The following is an 18,273-nucleotide window of genomic DNA, read 5'->3' as shown; positions in this document are numbered from 1 at the left end:
GAGTGGAAATGGCGACATGGGTGACTCACTTTCGTATCGCGGAGCGGATTCTCGAGACGGATTCCGCATTTGAGCGTATACCTTTTTTAGTAGGAAATATCGGTCCAGACTGTGGGTTGGTCGGAGCGGATGGACGTCCTGAACCACCGAAAACCATCACGCATTTCAAAACAGAGAACGGGATCTCTTCTGATTTGTTCAAACAGACGTATTTAGATGGAGGGACCACAAAATCGAATACAGAATGGTCTTATTTAGTCGGTTACTATTTTCATCTGGTCACAGACGAATATTGGGTGCGGTTGACCCGTGCGAAAAAAGAAGAACCGATTGTACAGGCAATCGTTGGAACACCAGACTACACACGCTTAGTCAAAACGGACTGGTACGGGATCGACTTTGAGTACTTGGCAAAACATCCGAATCATATCTTTTGGACGGATTTCTGTCACATTGACGCGTTCGAAGACGTCTTACCGTTCTTCCCTCAAGGACAGACAGGACAACAAATTCAAAACATCACGTCCTTCTATAAAACCCATCCGTTTGACCCCCGGCATGAATATGTATATATGTCACCTCCAGAGGTCGATGATTTCATTGAAGAGGTTCTTTGTGGGCTACAAGCGAAGATTCAAGAAGTTCAACATATACATATTTGACGTAATGCTTAGACAAAAAAACGGACCCCGATTCAAGGAGTCCGCTCGTCACTTATTTCTTGTCCGCGTGCATGACGCCGGCTTGACCATAGTGCGTCGCATCCATCTCTTCGATGAAGACAGTGATGTTCTCTTTCGGAGCGTTCGTCGTCTCGGAGACGGCATCCGTCACTTTTTCAATCAACGCACGTTTTTGTTCCACGGTCCGGCCCGGGAGCATTTTTACTGTTACGTAAGGCATGGGTCATTCCTCCTTTGCTGAAGTCTCTTTCATTGTAGTGAATCCGCTTCTTCGAGAAAAGAAAAATTCTCGTCCACCTCAAAGCATGCGCTCATTTTTTCGACATTTCGGGTAAGGAACAAGACAGAGCGAATGTAGGAGGAATGCAACAGAGCGAATGTAGGAGGAATGCAGATGAAGTGGAAAGGTAGACAACAGAGTCGTAATGTCGAAGATCGACGGGGGCGTAGCATTGGAGGAAAAGGAATTGCCGGGGTCGGGGGTGGTCTCGGATTGATTCTCGTCATCGTCTTTACGTTATTGAATGGGGGAAGCCCGACCGACCTCGTCAACAATATCGGACTAGGCGAGCCACAAACCGAAGGAACATACACCGGTACGGAGCGAGAAGAGGAGATGGCGGATTTCGTCGCGGTCGTCTTGAAAGATACAGAAGAAGTATGGACGGATATTTTTGCGGAGAACGGCATGACGTATCAGGAACCGACGCTCGTCTTGTTCTCGGGACAAGTCGAATCCGCATGTGGCATCGCCGGATCGGCGGTCGGTCCTTTCTACTGTCCGGGTGACCAAAAGCTATACATTGATTTGAGTTTTTATGATGAGCTGAGTCAGCGTTTCAATGCGCCGGGTGATTTTGCGATGGCATACGTCGTCGCCCATGAGGTCGGGCACCATGTCCAGACGCTTCTCGGAACGACAGAAGAGATTATGCCGCTTCGGAACGAGATGAGCGAGACTGAATTCAATCGCTATCTCGTCCGTTTCGAGTTACAGGCGGACTACTATGCAGGCGTATGGGCGCATCATGCACAAGGACTCGGTTACCTTGAAGCAGGGGACGTCGAAGAAGCGATGAATGCGGCTCATCAGATTGGTGACGATACGCTACAACGACAGGCGCGAGGATATGTGACGCCGGACTCGTTCACGCACGGTACGTCGGAACAGCGGATGCGCTGGTTCGAAAGAGGATTTGAGAACGGGTCGATTCAAGGTGGGGATACGTTCAATACGAACAACTTATAGGTCGAGCGCACGCTCGACCTTTTTAGCCGATTGGAATATGAGGAAAGAATCCGCTATCATAAAAGAACAACAGTTGCAGGAAGGGGATGACCCGATGGAATCCTTACTTACGAAAATCGATTTAGCAAAAGACGATATGACGGCGGTTGAAAAGAAAATCGCAGACTATATCTTGTCCCATTCAACGCTCATTCCAAATATGACGACGAAAGAACTTGCCCAAAAGACGGATGTGTCCGAGGCGAGTATCGTCCGTTTTGCCCGCGTGGTCGGGATTGATAGCTTTAAAGCATTTAAACTTGCGCTCGTGAAAGACTTGGCCGTCACCGAAACGACATTGACGGACTTCAACGTTCTCCAGCAAAAGGATACGCCATACGATTCGTTTCAAAAAGTCATCCATGTGAATAAAGCGGCCATCGAGGCGTGTGCCGAAGCGATGGACAAACGTGAGCTCGAACATGCGGTGGACTTATTCGCGCGCGCGAACCGTGTCATCTTTTATGGGGTCGGTGGGTCATCGACCGCAGCGATGGATGCACAATATAAATTCACGAAGCTCGGGTATGCGGCTACGACATCGTCGGACTTTCATTATATGTTGTCGTTGATTCCGCATTTAGGAAAATCAGACGTATTCGTCGCCATCAGCACGTCGGGTCGGACGAAAGATGTGCTCGAACTCGTTCGTTTCGCCAAGAAAAAACGTGTTCCCGTCATCGCTATCACGAACTTGGACAAGTCGCCACTTTACCGAGAAGCGGATGTGCGCCTTTGTACGCCGAACGTCGAGAGTGATTTTCGGATTGCGAGCATCGCCTCGCGGATGACGCAATTGACGATTGTCGATACGTTATATATGGGTCTCTTGCACCGAAAAGGAGAAGGTCTGATCGATCGCTACGCAGAAGCGCGAGATGAGATGGTGAAGTTGCGCCGATGATCCGACCGTATTCGAAAGAAGATCGACAGGAGTTGGAAGACTTTTTGGTAAAGCAGCGTACCTTCGCTATGTTGAATGGACAGTCTATACAAAAGTTCCGTGATGAGAACGTGGCGGATTTCGAAGAGGATGGCACCGTCAGTCTGATTATTCGTAAAGATGGACAGATTGTCGCCATCGTGGACCTGTTGAAACGACATCCCGTGGACGGTTCGCTTTGGCTCGGATTGTTCGTCGTCGAGGAAACCCTTCACGGGACGGGCTTGGCGCAAACGTTATATGAACAAGTGGAAGAAGAGTATATGCGCCCCTATCAGACGGTGTTTCGATTAGGGGTCCTTCCGGACAATCTTCGCGCTCTTCGGTTTTGGGAGCGAAACGGCTATGTATACGAAAAGGATTCTATTACGAATAAAGGCGTGCGCGTCCATGTCCTGAAGAAACAACTCATTCGACCGGAGTGAGTTTTTCTTTCACTCAATTATGAAACTTAGTTTCAATTAATTCTAATAATAAATTGACTTTAAATTTCAATGTAGTACGATGAAACCATAGAGAAGAAAGGATGGTGGCGATGCTAGAGAAATTGGCTACAGAAAGACGGAATGAACGAACGATGCAACTAGATGAGATGTCAATTGAGGAGCGATTGACGATCATGAACAGTGAGGACCAACAAGTCCCGCAAGTGATTCAACATCAGATTCCTGTCATCGCGCAAGTTGTGGAGCGGGTCATCGCATCCTTTCGTAAAGGTGGTCGCTTGATATATATCGGGGCGGGTACGAGTGGACGTTTAGGCATTTTAGACGCCGCAGAGTGCGTACCGACGTTCGGGGTGTCCCCGGATCAGGTCATCGGGTTGATTGCCGGTGGCGAGCGTGCGCTCATTCAAGCGGTCGAGGGAGCAGAAGACAGCAAGGAATTGGCAGTCGATGATTTGAAAGCGCTTCAACTGACGGCGGACGACACTGTCATTGGGATTGCGGCGAGCGGACGGACGCCATATGTGATTGGAGGTCTCGATTATGCACGGGAAGTTGGAGCAACCACTGCGGCCATCTCTTGTAATCAGGACGCAATCATTAGTCGACATGCAGACTATGCCATTGAAGCGGAGACAGGACCGGAAGTGTTGACCGGTTCGACACGATTGAAGGCAGGAACGGCACAAAAATTGGTCCTCAACATGATTTCGACAACGTCGATGATTGGAGTAGGCAAAGTGTATCAAAATTTGATGGTCGACGTGAAACCGACGAACGAAAAATTAGAAGTACGTGCCAAGCGGATGATCGCAGAAGCGACAGGGGTCGACATGGACACGGCCGCGCGTTATTTTGCGTCATCTAAAGGACATGTCAAAACAGCAATCGTCATGATTTTGGCGGACGTCTCTTACGAAGAAGCAATCAAACGATTAGAGCGTGCGAACGGGTTTGTCCGCGAGGCGCTATAAGGGGGAAAATCGAGATGAAGAAAGAAGAGGTTTTAGCACGGGACATCCTCGCACATGTCGGGGGGAAAGAGAACATTCGTCAACTCGCTCACTGTATGACGCGTGTCCGGCTGTCGTTGAAGGATCCGACCAAAGCCGATCTTGACGCCTTGAAGAAGATTGATGGCGTCATGGGTGTCATTGATGATGAGACGTTACAAGTCGTCGTCGGTCCGGGAACGGTGAATCGGGTCGCGGATTATATGAGTCATGAGACGGGCCTTGCAATCGGAGAAGAGTCCGTGGACGCGAACTTGACGCCAGAGGAACGCGCAGCGGTCGAACGTCAAAAAGTAAAAGAGAAGCAAAAGTCACCGTTCAAACGATTCCTCCGTCGACTCGGGAATATCTTCATTCCGCTCATTCCAGGTCTCGTTGCTTCAGGAATTATCAACGGTGCGGCGAACTTTGCTGTCAACGCCGGTGTCGACCGAACGGAGACGTGGATGCAGATCTTGCTCGTGCTTGGTAGCACAGTCTTTGCATACTTAGCCATCCTTGTCGGGTGGAACACAGCGAAAGAGTTCGGGGGGACACCGGTGCTCGGGGCGATTGCCGGGGGGATTCTGTTCAACCCGCTCCTTGCGGACATCGTCATTTATGGGGAACCGCTCGTCGTCGGACGCGGTGGCTTGTTCGGTGTCATTTTTGCCGGTTGGCTCATGACTTATATTGAGAAGCACATTCGTCGCTTCATGCCGGTATCGATCGATATTATCTTCACACCACTCTTCACGGTCCTCATCGTCGGATTTACGGCACTCTATGCGATCATGCCGGTCGCGGGTGTATTGTCAGATGGGATCATGCGAGGAATCAATGCGACGCTTGAAGTCGGGGGCCCCGTCGCCGGGGCACTTTTGGCCGGCTTCTTCTTACCACTCGTCATGGTCGGATTACACCATGGTTTGACGCCGATTCATTTAGAACTGTTAAACACAGTTGGGACGACGGCGCTCCTTCCAATCTTGGCGATGGCGGGTGCCGGTCAAGTCGGTGCGGCGCTTGCAATCTTTGTGAAGACAAGCAACCCGCGACTCCGTAATATTATCAAAGGGGCCATCCCGGTCGGTTTCCTCGGAATCGGCGAACCGCTCTTATATGGGGTCACGCTTCCGCTCGGACGTCCGTTCTTAACGGCATGTCTCGGCGCCGCGGTCGGTGGTGCTTTCCAAGCAACGATGAAGACGGCTGCACTTGGAATTGGCGTATCGGGTCTATCCCTTACGCCACTGATTGACGACGGAATGTACTTGACGTATGTCGCCGGACTATTGATTTCTTATACGGCAGGCTTCTTGTTCACTTATTTCTTCGGCTTCAAAGAAGAGATGGCAGACGGGATTTGACAAACAAAGATGGCTCGGTCGAGTCATCTTTTTCTATACGTTTTGTGAGGAGGGGAATAGATGAAAGGGATTTCCGTTTACTTAAGTGAGGAACTGACGTCTGCGTCTATTGATTGGATCGAACGCATGCGAGAGAGCGGGTTTACAAGCATCTTCACATCGCTTCATATTCCAGAAGACGATTCGACGTTATATACAGAACGGCTCCAGCAGTTAGGAGCGTTGGCAAAACGGCTTGAGATGGAGCTCGTGGCAGACATCGCCCCGTCATCTCTACAGGCGCTCGGCAAGGACTGGAATGATGCCCATACACTGTTGGACTGGGGCGTCACGGGGTTACGTGTCGACTATGGCGTCACACCGAAACAAGTGGCCGACTTGTCACGACATATGATGGTCGCACTCAATGCCAGTACACTCACGGAAACAGAGCTTGAAGAGATGTTGCGACAAGGGCTACGACGTGACCACGTCGAAGCGTGGCATAATTTTTACCCGCGACCTGAGACGGGGCTCGACCGCTCCTGGTTTGACGAGAGAAACGCCTGGTTACATGCGCAAGGAATCAAAGTACAGGCGTTCATTCCTGGAGATGAACAGTTACGTGGACCTCTTCATGAAACGTTACCGACACTCGAGGAGCATCGCCATCAGTCTCCGCTTTCGTGTTATATCGATTTACAAGCGACGGTCGACCGGATTTTGATTGGTGATCCACGTGTGTCCAATCAGGCGATGCGACAATTTCAGGCGTACGATGAAGGAATTATCGTCCTTCGTGCAACTTCAGAGTACCGTGTCGATTCATTACCGACACTGCATACGAACCGGATGGACCCAGCCCGAGATGTCATTCGCTCGGTCGAATCGAGAGCTTACGGACGACCTGGGGACCATTTGATTCAATCGCAAAATACAGAAGAACGACTGCTCGGCAGCATCACGTTGGACAACGAACGATATGGACGTTATGCGGGAGAACTGCAAGTGACGAAGCGGGATTTGCCGGCAGATGAACGAGTCAACGTCATCGGTCGGGTCATTGAAATGGACCGCCGGCTCATTCGTCACATTGGACCGGGAAGACGTTTCCAGATTGACTGGACGTGACTCAGGATTGCCACCGTCCTATATCATTGTGTACAGTAGAGAGGGAGGGTGGAACATGAAAGACATTAATTTTAATATCATTTCAGACGATGCGACGGACGGGCACGGCGGTTTTGGTGTCGGTTCGCTTAGTTTAAATAACATGTCCCCGGTCATCATCGATGTCGAAGCGGGCACGGCAACAATCGATATGGGTGCGATGCACGCAAAATCTGCCATCGAGAAGCGCATCAAGTTTTTGACGGACCAAGAAGCGGTACCGAATGGGAAACCATACTGGATCGTTTGGGTGACGGTCGGTCGAAAACGAGAAGGCTTTTATTATGGCGGCATCGCGGCGTGTGACATGTTGGTAGATGTTGAAGCGAGACGAGGCTATAAATTATTGCCTTATCACGTTAATCAGATGGACAAATCGTTGAAGGGTCGGATTTTAATCGACATGATGGACGCTCCGTCCCGCAGCGTATTGGCGAATTTCCTACAAGAACATCGCCCAGAAATTTGGTCAAACTCGACTGAACTTCATGCAGAGCTCGAGCGCTTAGGCGCCGAGTAAAAAGATTGGACGATTTTTTCGTCTCCAATCTTTTTTGTTTCGCATTTTTGGGATTAACAGGAAATTATGTAACTGAAGAGATATTCATTTGTAATTGTATGAAAATTCAGTATTATGATATACTGACTACATTGTGAAAAAAAGAAAGGGTGATACGATGAGCGAAACGAAAAAAATCTTAATCGGTCTCGCGCTAGGTGTTGTAGTTGGTCTCGGATTGGCGGGATTGCCAGATTCAATTTATGAGATTGTGAATCCGTATATTTTATCTCCGGTCGGAACGATCTTTTTGAATCTAATTAAAATGTTAGTCGTGCCAATTGTCTTCTTCTCGATTATTTTAGGCGTCATGGGTCTCGGGGACCCGAAAGAGCTAGGTCGGGTCGGGACGAAATCGATTTTGTTCTTCTTAGCGACGACAGCACTCGCGATTATGTTAGCGATGGGCGTCGCATCTGTCCTACAACCAGGGGAACGTGGGGACTTCCAAACAACAGGTCTTGAATTTGAGTCAACAGCGACCGAGGAATCGTCAAATATCGTACAGACATTCGTCAATATGATTCCAACGAATCCGATTACGGCACTCGCTGAAGGAAACATGCTTCAAATCATCGTCTTTGCAGCATTGATTGGATTTGCGTTAATCGCCCTTGGGGACAAGGCGAAGACATGGCGTCAATTCGTCAAACAAGGTGATCGCATCATGATGTACCTCATCCATATCGTCATGAAGCTCGCGCCATACGGTGCATTCGCATTGATTGCTTCGGCGATTGGAGGTATCGGTCTCGATGCGGTCGTCGCCATGGCATGGTATATGATCGCAGTTGTCTTGACGCTCTTCTTACACGCAACGATTGTATACGGGGCAGCCGTTTACTTCATCGGGAAGATGAGCCCAGTGTTCTTCTTCAAAAACTTCTATGAGGCGATGACGTTCGCATTCTCGACATCTTCGTCGAATGCGACGCTTCCGGTATCGATGGAAGTCGCACAGAGAAAACTCGGTGTGCCACGTTCGATTTCTTCGTTCGTGCAACCACTTGGGGCAACGGTCAACATGGACGGAACAGCCATCATGCAAGGTGTTGCAACTATCTTCATCGCGCAAGTATTCGCCTCTGATTTAACAATGACTCAATTGTTGACGGTCGTCATTACGGCGGTCCTCGCTTCAATCGGGACAGCGGGTGTACCAGGAGTCGGGCTTGTCATGCTTGCCCTCGTCCTTCAGTCGGTCAACTTGCCGGTAGAGGGAATTGCCCTCATTATCGGGGTCGACCGTATTCTCGATATGCTTCGCACATCTGTCAACATCACGGGGGATGCGGCATGTGCGGTTGTCGTTTCGAAATTGGAAGAAAAACATCTACCACCAGTCGACGAAGACTCGTGGGATGAAGCGGGTGCGACCTCTTCATCATCGCTATGATATAGTAAAGGACCATGACAAAACGCGTCATGGTCCTTATTTTGTGAATAGAAAGAGTGATGGTTATGGAATGGGAACTGCTCCCGCTTCCTTTATTTTTAGTCATAAGCATCATACTAAATAGTGTGATTGCGGTGGCCGGAGTGTTACCGAGTGCCTTTTTGACGGCGATCAACGTGAGCGTCCTCGGCCTCGTACCCGGTATTCTCGTCTCGATTGTCGGTGAGGCGGTAGGAGCCATCGTCAGTTTCATCCTTTACCGAAAAGCGCTACATCGTTACACGTCCCCGGACGGTGGCCGGTTTCAGCGACTCCGTGAGGCCGCAGGGGCCGAGGCATGGTTTCTCGTCCTTGGCATGCGTCTCATGCCGTTCGTGCCGTCTGGACTCGTCACGTTATCGGCAGCGTTCAGTCGTATGACACTCGCCTCGTTCGCGGTCGCAAGTACGATTGGGAAAGTGCCTGCCCTCATCATGGAAGGACTAGCGGTGACAGCAGCGATGCAATTGACGGTCGGATGGCAATTGTTTTTGGTCGGTCTCGTCGGTGTTTCTTACCTTGTCTGGCGGATGCGTCAAAGAAGAGGCGAAAAGATATGACAAAACGCCTCGACGAATCGCTTACCGGTCGTTTTCTTTCGTAACACGGCCCAGTCGATTAAAATCGATTCTTCAAAATCTTTTAAAAAGGCTTCGTGAAGTTGTTGGATCGATGTCGTATCGAATTGAGCGATCATCATCTCATGGTTGAGAAACATACTTCGAAAATCGAAATTGGCTGACCCGACGAGTGCAACTTTGCCATCGATCAGAAGCGTTTTCGCATGAATGAAATGGCGATTGTATTTATAAATTTTAATGTTCCGCTTCAACAGCTGTTCGAAATAATACTCGGTCGCATGGAAGCTGAACCATTCGTCCCCCTTGCCTGGTACGACGATACGTACATCGATGCCGCTACGACCTGCGACTTCGAGAATCGCCAACAGTTCAGGTGGAGGGACGAGGTATGGGGTGGTGAGCCAGATCGACTCTTTTGCCTCCATCAACAGACGCATCAACCCGTCACGAATCGTCACGTCTTTACCCGGTGACGTGACGAGCAGTTGTGTCGCCCCGTTTTGTCCTTTCGGTTCATTCACAAAGTACTGAGAGAGATGCTCTTCATCTGCGAATAGGTCCCACGTCTCATCGATTGTCCCTTGTCCCGCATATAACCAGTTCTCGACAAAAAGCTGTTGGAGTTCTCGGACAAGCGGACCTTCGAGACGTAGATGCGTGTCACGCCAGAAACCGAGCTTCTCATTTTTTCCGAGATATTCATCACCGACGTTCAACCCGCCTGTTAGCGCGATTCGTCCATCCACGACAATCAATTTTTGATGGTTGCGGAAGTTGGCATTGAAGACGAGATAAGGGTGCAGGACCGGATCGAATGCTTGGACGTGGACACGGGATTCCCGTAACGGCTGAATAAAATCTTCCCCGATTTCTTGGCTACCGAGTCCATCATATAAAAAGCGAACGATGACATTCTCATTTGATTTTTGGATGAGTGCATCTCGGACCTTTAGTGAAATCTCATCGGTTCTAAATAGATAGTATTGAATGTGAATATGGTCTGTCGCACTATTGATGGCGTCTAACAGTGCGTCGAATTTTTCTTCGCCGTTGATGAGGAGAGTTGTCGACGTGTGAGCGTCCGCACCGGTTGCTCCTAGTTTTTCAAGTGTCCGTGTCAATGGATAGGCAGACACGATATCGGGAGAAGTCTCGATTTTTTCACTCTCAACCGCTTGCCTTAACATCCGTATTTCTGACGATGTCCGTTTAAAGCGTCGGTGGCGGCGTGGGGTACGGCCGAACATGACCCATGCCAAGACGCCGATGTATGGGATGAAGAATACGGTCAATAACCAGGCGAGCTTCCCTTGGGGCTGTACTTGGTCAAATAAAATCTGCCAACCGACGACGAGCGGTGCGACGATGGCAATCCCGATTAATACGGGAATGAGGACATCGAGCCAAAACAAGAGACCGACGAGCAAGATGACGCTGATGATCATGATGATGAGTTGAATGACGCGACGTTTCAAAGGAAACACCACCTTTCTATAAACGATGAAAACGAGGGGGAATTCCCCTCGTTTTTTAGTATACGCTGTTCAAGACAGCGTTGATTTCGTCCGCGTAACGAACGAAGAAGTATACATTCACTGCGAGAGAGAACAAGACGAGGAAGAGACCGAACTGTGCTTTAACCCGATTCCGATTCCAATAGTAGAAGACGGACAAGAGCACTGCCAGTCCCACGAATAGAGCGATGACTTCAACGATTCCCCAGACGATGTCCTTGGATAAAAACATGTCGACGATTGTCATGACGACAAAAATGAAGACGACAATCCCCATAATCACGACTAAAATAGCTAAAATGATGCTAATCCAATCCGAGCTAACTGCGTCAATTAGGTTTTCAACTGCCATTTCGTATTCGCTCACAACCGTTCCTCCTTTCGAGAGATTGCATAACTATACATCCATTACCCTTTTTTGCATTTCTAAAATCAAGGTTTCACTGGTGAATGGATGAATGAGGGAAGTGGAATTTTAGAAACGATTGCCACGACCGCAAATACATAGAGCCAACTATTCGGTGGGAAAAAGAGTACGAGTAATACGATGATGGCCAGCGGTTGTCGCATTGCCGTGGCGAGTAAGGCACTCGTCGTCAGAACGACCGTAAACGTCATATCGAGTTCGAACAAGAGGCTGAAAAAATAACCGAGCGTGAACGAAGAGAAGAGCAGCGGATAAATATGTCCACCGCGCCATCCCGTCGCTAGACAGAACGCCGTAAAGAGCAGTTTCAATACACTAAATAAGAGAAGGGTGTAGAGCGGAATCAGACTCCATTCGTCGATATACTCAAGAATCGTTTCTTCTCCAGAGAAGAGGAGGTCCGGATAAAGAAGAGCCATGATCCCGATTCCGACGCCACCGAGTGTCGTGAGAATTAGAATAGGCACGTTTGAGAAGAGGCGCATCAATGCATGTTCACTGACCAAGTAAAGCCAGCCGAGAACCATGCCGCCAAGAACAATCCATAACATCGTCCAATCGATCTGGACACTTTCAATCGCGGGAAATTTAATGATGAACGGTGGACGCTCGTCAAGTTGGTTGAGTAAATAAAACGTCCCGATTCCGGCGAGTGTCGCAAGCAGGTTCAGCATCGGTTGCTTTTTCTGCTCGCTTTCTTCCGCCGCAATGGCACCAAATAGTGGCGCGTTGAAGACAATCCCGAGCACGACGGCATGACCGACTTCTTGTAATTCCCCTAGCTCTTGACGGACGTAGCGAATACGCTCCGAGAACCATGTCGTGAGTCCGCCGACGATGCCGACGAGCGCTGCCTCGGGACCGAGACTTGCGCCTCCGATGAGAACGAGGAGGGCGGTCAGTGTCGTAAATCCGATCAAACGATAGTCAATGCGTCCCGTTCCTTTTCGTTCTTCTAGCACCTCAGGCATGAGACGGGGCATTCGCCCATACCGACGTTGCAACAGACCGATGCATATACCGGCGATGACCGGCACGAGAAACACATAAAACGGAATATCAAATTGCTCAGGTACCGTATGCCACACAACATGAATCCCTTTATAGACAACGGATAAGAAAAGCCAACTTACTAAACCGATGATGATGCCAAGTACGGTCGCATAGCCACTGACAATCCATGATTTCATCTACATCTCCACCTCTTTCGCTCGCGTCGACCTTCTATAATATGCTATCTCCTGAACACCTCAGACCGAAACCTAAAAAACGATGAAACCGTATCGAAGTGATGAAAACGACAACCACTTCATACGAAAAACAAAAAAGTGCGGACACTCGATAACGTCGATGCCCACACTTGGAATAAAGAAACGTGCTTATGCTGTTTTGATGACGTGCTCTTTCGCAGGAGCCGGTTTTCCGAAGAAATACCCTTGGGCCAAGTCGAATCCGAGTTCACGACACACATCCGCTTCTTCGATGCGCTCGACACCTTCAGCGAGGAGCGTGATGCCCATCGAGTGGGTCAACGCACGCACTTTTTTGAGGAAATCCCGCTTTTCGGCATCCTCGTCACAAAATGAAACATACGAACGGTCGATTTTGACATAGTCCGGTTCGAGCCGCTTCAACATGTCGATGGTCGAGAAACCTGCACCGACGTCGTCTAGCGCAACTTGCATCCCCCGCTTTTTATATGTCGAAAAGACGTGCTGCAAATGATCGACGTCATGTACCTTCTCCGTCTCCACGACTTCAAAGATAAAGCGGTCCGGACTAAGTTGATATCGGTCGATGAGATCGAACGTATGCTGCAAACAATAGTCCGGGTTGTAAATCGTCGACGGTAAGAAGTTGATAAATGTCTTTTGGTGAGGGGCGACGGCTTCGTATGTCGCTTTGATGGCTTCGGCACGAGCCCGCTGATCGAGCTTCGAATGAAGACCGAAACGGTTTGCCGTCCGGAATAAATCATAAGGCGAAATGTTGGCACTGCTACGGAGAAGTGCCTCATACCCGAATGTTTCCGTAGAATCGAGGAAGATGATTGGTTGGAGGTGACTCTCGAACGTGCCGTGTTGAATCTGTTCAATGATATGCCGATGTGCAAGTTGATCTTTTAGCGCTTCGACCGCAAGCGGTGGGGTCTGACGGTTCGATGTAGGATCAACACAGTATACCGTTCCTTCCACACGTGCGAGGAGTGCATCTAGTTCTTCAAATGATATATACGGGTATTCCTTGAATGTCGTGACGAGTGTCCCTTGAGCAATCAAAGGAATTGTGGTGTTACAAGAAGCGCAGGGTGACCACATACTATTCCACCTTTCCTTTTCAAATCGGTTCATTCAGTATATCGGTCACGTCTCACAAAAATCTCACATTCGGGAACCATTCTTCAAAAAAATCGTGCAAAATGGGTACAGGTTTTGTATACTTCCTATCGTATGATTAAGAAGCGCCTCAAAACGCCACTCGCATACGAACAACTTTTTGAATAGAAAGGGGTTCTATCGATGGACCAAAAATTAAAATTATGGTTTACGGAGCACCAAACAGAAGATTACGGAATCACGTTCCGTGTAAACCACGTTTATGAGAGCGAACAAACGGAGTTTCAACGACTAGAAATGGTCGAAACGGACGAGTTCGGAACGATGTTGTTACTTGACGGGATGGTCATGACGACGGATAAGGACGAATTCGTCTATCACGAGATGGTCGCACACGTCCCACTCTTTACACACCCGAATCCAAAGCATGTGCTTGTTGTCGGTGGGGGAGACGGCGGTGTCATCCGTGAAATCATGAAACACCCATCAGTTGAAAAAGCAGTTCTCGTGGATATCGACGGGAAAGTCATTGAATATTCGAAGAAATACTTGCCGAACATTGCCGGTGAACTTGATAACCCACGCGTTGAAGTCATCGTCGGTGATGGTTTCATGCATATTGCGAAGTCAGAGAACGAGTACGACGTCATCATGGTCGACTCGACAGAACCGGTCGGACCAGCAGCGAACCTCTTCACAAAAGGATTCTATGCAGGAATCTCGAAAGCGCTCAAAGAGGATGGCATCTTTGTCGCACAAACGGATAACCCATGGTTCACACCTGAACTCATCCAAACGGTTCAACGTGACGTGAAGGAAATCTTCCCAATCACGAAATTGTACACAGCAAACGTTCCGACGTATCCGAGCGGTATGTGGACATTCACAATCGGTTCGAAGAAGTATGATCCGGAACAAGTATCGGTTGAGCGTTTCCATGACATCGAAACAAAATACTACACGCCGAAGCTTCACAACGCGGCGTTCGTCCTTCCAAAATTCGTGGAGGATTTGACAAAATGATTAAACGTTTTGATGAAGCATACTCAGGTAAAGTGTTTATCGCCAGTCTCCCAGAGGTGACAGAGGCGAAGACGGTTCTTTACGGGATGCCGATGGACTGGACGGTCAGTTTCCGTCCGGGTTCACGTTTCGGTCCGAACCGAATTCGTGAAGTGTCAATCGGACTTGAAGAATACAGCCCGTATTTAGATGGTGACTTGGCAGATGCGGCGGTATACGATGCTGGGGATATCCCACTTCCATTCGGGAACGCACCGAAGTCACTTGACCTCATTGAAGCGTTTGTCAAAGATGTCGTCAAAGCAGGCAAGTTCCCACTCGGAATGGGTGGCGAACACCTCGTCACATGGCCGATCATCAAAGCGATGCACGATGTGTACGGCGACGACTTTGTCATCATCCACTTGGATGCGCATACGGACCTTCGGGATGAGTATGAAGGCGAGCCGCTCTCACACTCGACTCCGCTTAAAAAAGCGGCAAACTTGATTGGACCATCGAACTGTTACTCGTTCGGAATCCGTTCAGGGATGAAAGAAGAGTTTGAGTGGGCACGTGAAGTCGGCTACAACATGCATCAATTTGAAGTCATCGAGCCTCTCAAGCGCGTCTTACCGACACTCGCTGGGAAAAAAGTATACGTCACCATCGACATCGACGTCCTTGACCCTTCAGCAGCACCAGGGACAGGCACACAAGAAATCGGTGGCATCTCAACGAAAGAATTGTTAGAAGCGGTACACGCCATCGCGAACGCAGACCTCGACATCATCGGTGCAGACCTTGTCGAAGTGTCACCGGCATACGATCAGTCGGATATGACGGCCATCGCGGCAGCAAAAATTCTTCGTGAGATGATGATTGGATTCGTGAAGTAAATGCGGAAAAAAGGTCAGCTGGAAATGGAACTGAGCGCCCGAATCACCCAATGGGAGAAAGAATACTTGGGTCGCGGGTCATTGACGTGTAAGGCAGACCTGCTTCGGGACCTCGCCATCGTCACACTCCAAGGTGTGTTGACACCGGCCGAGTATGACTTGGCCACCAAGTCGTCAGGTCGCGAGCAATTGAAAAAATACCGCAACAATCTCGTCGAATCGGGACGGAGCCAACTTGAAACGATTGTCGGGCAAGTGCTCGGCCGTTCGATTGTTTCGCTCCACACGGACATCAGTACGAAAACCGGGGAGCGTCTCATCGTCTTTCGGTTGGACGCACCTTGGGATCAAACCGATTGACAACGGAACGTCGACTTTTTAAAATAAAATTCAGAGACGTGAGAGGAGCGAATGGACGAGTCGTCACGAGGCGTGCTTTCGAGATCTTCTTACGGAGCTACTGAACAATTTAATCAACCGACAGTTGTCGGCTTGACGGAGCGAATATTCGAGCCGTCGGCATACAGCGCACGCCTTCTTTAGGTGTGCGCTTTTTTGTCGCCAAGGAGGAACATGTATGGATTTGTTTTTATTTTTACTAACGAGCGCTCCCGTGCTTCTATTTGTGACGGGCGTGATTGCCGCAGTCGGGAAGTCGAACTTGAAGATTCCCGATTCACTGAGCACGACGCTCAACATTTACCTACTACTCGCGATTGGGTTAAAAGGTGGGATGGGACTCGCCTCAGTGTCATTGGAAGAAATCGCACGGCCGTTGACCGTGACGTTATTGATTGGAATCTTATTACCGGTCCTCGCTTTTCTTGCAGGAGGTCTTCTGAAGTTTACTTTTCCTGAACGGATCGCCATGGCTGCGACGTTCGGTTCTGTTTCGCTTGTGACCTATGTGGCCGCATCGACGCAGCTAGAACGACTTGGGATTGGGTATGAGCCGTTCATGACGACGTTGGTCGTCGTGCTCGAAATTCCTGGATTGATTGTGGCGTTACTGTTATACAATCAAACACAGGTGATGGGCATCACAGCAACGTCAGGCAAAACAAATTCGTTGTCTGTCCTTCGAGATAGCTTATTTTCGAAGAGTATCCTGCTTATGCTAGCGGGTCTTGTGGTTGGACTCGTGACACCAGATGCGACTCCGCTCAAACCTTTCTTTGTAGACTTGTTCCCAGGGGTGTTGCTTCTCTTCTTGTTAGGGTTGGGGGTGAAAGTCGGACAACAGTTGAAGACGGTACCGACGTATGGGCTGAAGTTCGTTGTCATGGGAATGTTGTTCCCGTTGATTGGGGCACTTGTTGGCTTTTTGGCGGCGGGTGTCGCTGGTCTTTCAGAAGGAGGAACGATTCTTCTCATGACGTTAGCAGCGAGCGGTTCATACATCGCCGCGCCTGCGATGTTACAAGCCTCGGTCCCGGAAGCGAAACCGTCCTTTTATTTGACCCTCTCCCTTGCGGTCACGTTCCCGTTCAACTTGTTGATTGGCATTCCGTTGTATATTGCAATCGTCACATGAAAAAGCGTCGACTCCTCTGAGTCGGCGCTTTTTGTGTGTTCGTTGAGCATCATTGTGTCACTTTTTGCGCCTCCATGCACTTAAGAGCGGCCGTCCAGCTTCCAAAGAGGACATTGATGGTCGATGTACTCGGTACGTTCCGTCCTTCCGCCCATTTTCGATAATGGAGGATACTGAAATGAGGCAATTCCTTTTTCGCGAGCCGGAGCGCTTCAATCACATCCTCCTCATCCCATTTTCGTTTCGGTGGAGCGATATCCAATACGAAAAGAGCATAGCTCCAAGAACCATACTTTCTAGCGATGGTCGCAACGGTCGGATAGCCCCGTTCCTGTGCCCAAACAGCATAGTGCTGAGACGTAAGGCGTTCAAGTTCTTCCGATGCTTCAATCAAGGCTTGGATGATGCGTTCTTCACTATTTTTAGCGGCTGTCGTTTGAAGTTTGGCTTCTCGGAGTGCATTTGACCATGAACCAAAACGACTACTGATGAGTGTTAGAGAGGGCGATCGTGTCACTTTTGACCATTCTCGGTACGTTTGACTCGTGAATAGCGTGAGCTCTTCTGCAGCTTTGTTTAACGCACGTAGAATATCTTCGTCTGAATAATAATGAAACGAAAGCTTAATCTGTGCTGCAACGAGGGCTTCGCGCCACGAACCAAATTGATGAATGACGGTAGAAAGGGAAGGGACATTTTTGTCATGAGACCAAACGCTGTATTGTTTGGAATCAAGTTCTGCGTATTCTTGGGCAGCCAACTGCAAAGCTTGTACGATTTGAGGTCTTGTCCATTTTTTCATCTTGGTGTCTCTCCTTTTGTGTGAACGCTCACGGGCGTCTCAGAAGGTCTCTTGGTGTGAATGAACATGTATGTTGTCAGATTGGTCGTACAGAAGTAAAACAGCGATGCCTTACGGTTCCTCCTTTTCATTCAAAACACAGTTGTCAACAACATCCAATTTTATTTGGTATGTTCTTTCCATTCCCGCTTAGGAGAAAAATATTCATTATGTGAATGAAAAGGTGAGAATAACTTTGTGAACTTATTTGTTACAGCGATTTCATTAATAACAAAAAGCTCGCATTATCCTTAAATTTGTTACAACGACTCGG

Annotated in this window: 20 protein-coding genes; 14 read left to right on the top strand and 6 right to left on the bottom strand. The window is 49.0% G+C overall.

Going from position 1 to position 18,273, the window contains the following annotated elements:
• The first annotated feature begins 8 nt into the window (after window positions 1-8).
• Window positions 9-662, top strand: coding sequence for a hypothetical protein (locus tag KNP04_RS05735; RefSeq protein ID WP_214874979.1), 654 nt, complete (start codon window positions 9-11; stop codon window positions 660-662).
• A gap of 52 nt (window positions 663-714) precedes the next feature.
• Here the strand turns inward: KNP04_RS05735 and KNP04_RS05730 are convergent, their stop codons facing one another.
• Window positions 715-903 (bottom strand): 2-hydroxymuconate tautomerase, encoded by a 189-nt coding sequence (locus KNP04_RS05730; RefSeq protein WP_012727443.1) that lies wholly within the window; start codon window positions 901-903, stop codon window positions 715-717.
• Window positions 904-1,077: 174 nt separating this feature from the next.
• Between KNP04_RS05730 and ypfJ the strand changes: the two genes are divergently transcribed.
• The 9 genes from ypfJ to KNP04_RS05685 all read left to right on the top strand — a co-directional run bounded on the left by ypfJ (window position 1,078) and on the right by KNP04_RS05685 (window position 9,425).
• Entirely contained in the window at window positions 1,078-1,932 is an 855-nt protein-coding gene (gene ypfJ / locus KNP04_RS05725; protein ID WP_214694680.1) for a KPN_02809 family neutral zinc metallopeptidase, read from the top strand.
• Between the two features lie 94 nt (window positions 1,933-2,026).
• A complete protein-coding gene (locus KNP04_RS05720; protein ID WP_074035742.1) occupies window positions 2,027-2,875 on the top strand; it encodes a MurR/RpiR family transcriptional regulator in 849 nt (282 codons plus the stop codon).
• Complete coding sequence (locus KNP04_RS05715; protein WP_214874978.1) at window positions 2,872-3,339, top strand: GNAT family N-acetyltransferase; 468 nt, start codon at window positions 2,872-2,874, stop codon at window positions 3,337-3,339. The genes KNP04_RS05720 and KNP04_RS05715 overlap by 4 nt, the downstream gene beginning before the upstream one ends.
• A gap of 101 nt (window positions 3,340-3,440) precedes the next feature.
• Window positions 3,441-4,334: an N-acetylmuramic acid 6-phosphate etherase gene (gene murQ, locus KNP04_RS05710; RefSeq protein WP_214821371.1), complete on the top strand. Its 894-nt coding sequence runs from the start codon at window positions 3,441-3,443 to the stop codon at window positions 4,332-4,334.
• Window positions 4,335-4,348: 14 nt separating this feature from the next.
• On the top strand, window positions 4,349-5,722 hold the full coding sequence (locus KNP04_RS05705; protein ID WP_214874977.1) for a PTS transporter subunit EIIC: 1,374 nt from the start codon (window positions 4,349-4,351) through the stop codon (window positions 5,720-5,722).
• Window positions 5,723-5,782: 60 nt separating this feature from the next.
• On the top strand, window positions 5,783-6,832 hold the full coding sequence (locus tag KNP04_RS05700; RefSeq protein WP_214874976.1) for a DUF871 domain-containing protein: 1,050 nt from the start codon (window positions 5,783-5,785) through the stop codon (window positions 6,830-6,832).
• Window positions 6,833-6,887: 55 nt separating this feature from the next.
• Window positions 6,888-7,391, top strand: a complete 504-nt coding sequence (locus KNP04_RS05695; RefSeq protein ID WP_214874975.1) for a YwhD family protein — start codon at window positions 6,888-6,890, stop codon at window positions 7,389-7,391.
• 157 nt (window positions 7,392-7,548) lie between these two features.
• Entirely contained in the window at window positions 7,549-8,826 is a 1,278-nt protein-coding gene (locus tag KNP04_RS05690; RefSeq protein ID WP_214874974.1) for a dicarboxylate/amino acid:cation symporter, read from the top strand.
• A 65-nt stretch (window positions 8,827-8,891) separates the two neighbouring features.
• Window positions 8,892-9,425: a TVP38/TMEM64 family protein gene (locus KNP04_RS05685; RefSeq protein ID WP_251129837.1), complete on the top strand. Its 534-nt coding sequence runs from the start codon at window positions 8,892-8,894 to the stop codon at window positions 9,423-9,425.
• Here the strand turns inward: KNP04_RS05685 and cls are convergent.
• From cls to KNP04_RS05665, 4 genes are all read right to left on the bottom strand, one after another.
• Window positions 9,401-10,930: a cardiolipin synthase gene (cls, locus tag KNP04_RS05680; RefSeq protein WP_353047907.1), complete on the bottom strand. Its 1,530-nt coding sequence runs from the start codon at window positions 10,928-10,930 to the stop codon at window positions 9,401-9,403. The genes KNP04_RS05685 and cls overlap by 25 nt on opposite strands.
• Before the next feature lie 46 nt (window positions 10,931-10,976).
• Window positions 10,977-11,327, bottom strand: coding sequence for a hypothetical protein (locus KNP04_RS05675; protein WP_214874971.1), 351 nt, complete (start codon window positions 11,325-11,327; stop codon window positions 10,977-10,979).
• A 65-nt stretch (window positions 11,328-11,392) separates the two neighbouring features.
• Window positions 11,393-12,577: a chloride channel protein gene (locus tag KNP04_RS05670; protein WP_214874970.1), complete on the bottom strand. Its 1,185-nt coding sequence runs from the start codon at window positions 12,575-12,577 to the stop codon at window positions 11,393-11,395.
• A 189-nt stretch (window positions 12,578-12,766) separates the two neighbouring features.
• Window positions 12,767-13,666 carry an EAL domain-containing protein gene (locus tag KNP04_RS05665; RefSeq protein WP_251129836.1) on the bottom strand — a complete coding sequence of 300 codons (900 nt, stop codon included), beginning with the start codon at window positions 13,664-13,666 and terminating at the stop codon, window positions 12,767-12,769.
• 240 nt (window positions 13,667-13,906) lie between these two features.
• Here KNP04_RS05665 and speE point away from each other — a divergent pair, with 240 nt between their 5' ends.
• The 4 genes from speE to KNP04_RS05645 all read left to right on the top strand — a co-directional run bounded on the left by speE (window position 13,907) and on the right by KNP04_RS05645 (window position 17,158).
• Window positions 13,907-14,746 (top strand): polyamine aminopropyltransferase, encoded by an 840-nt coding sequence (gene speE, locus KNP04_RS05660; protein ID WP_214874968.1) that lies wholly within the window; start codon window positions 13,907-13,909, stop codon window positions 14,744-14,746.
• On the top strand, window positions 14,743-15,624 hold the full coding sequence (gene speB, locus KNP04_RS05655; RefSeq protein ID WP_214694652.1) for an agmatinase: 882 nt from the start codon (window positions 14,743-14,745) through the stop codon (window positions 15,622-15,624). Before speE ends, speB begins: the two co-directional genes overlap by 4 nt.
• On the top strand, window positions 15,625-15,984 hold the full coding sequence (locus KNP04_RS05650) for a Na-translocating system protein MpsC family protein (RefSeq protein WP_031422162.1): 360 nt from the start codon (window positions 15,625-15,627) through the stop codon (window positions 15,982-15,984).
• Between the two features lie 217 nt (window positions 15,985-16,201).
• On the top strand, window positions 16,202-17,158 hold the full coding sequence (locus KNP04_RS05645; RefSeq protein ID WP_214874967.1) for a sodium-dependent bicarbonate transport family permease: 957 nt from the start codon (window positions 16,202-16,204) through the stop codon (window positions 17,156-17,158).
• A 49-nt stretch (window positions 17,159-17,207) separates the two neighbouring features.
• On the opposite strand, the gene KNP04_RS05640 is transcribed toward KNP04_RS05645, so the two are convergent.
• On the bottom strand, window positions 17,208-17,960 hold the full coding sequence (locus KNP04_RS05640; RefSeq protein WP_214744652.1) for a homing endonuclease associated repeat-containing protein: 753 nt from the start codon (window positions 17,958-17,960) through the stop codon (window positions 17,208-17,210).
• Between the last annotated feature and the right edge of the window lie 313 nt (window positions 17,961-18,273).

This window comes from Exiguobacterium sp. CH10 (genome assembly GCF_018617635.1).
Classification (GTDB): domain Bacteria; phylum Bacillota; class Bacilli; order Exiguobacteriales; family Exiguobacteriaceae; genus Exiguobacterium; species Exiguobacterium aestuarii_A.
This window is presented reverse-complemented; position numbering and strand designations above follow the sequence as displayed.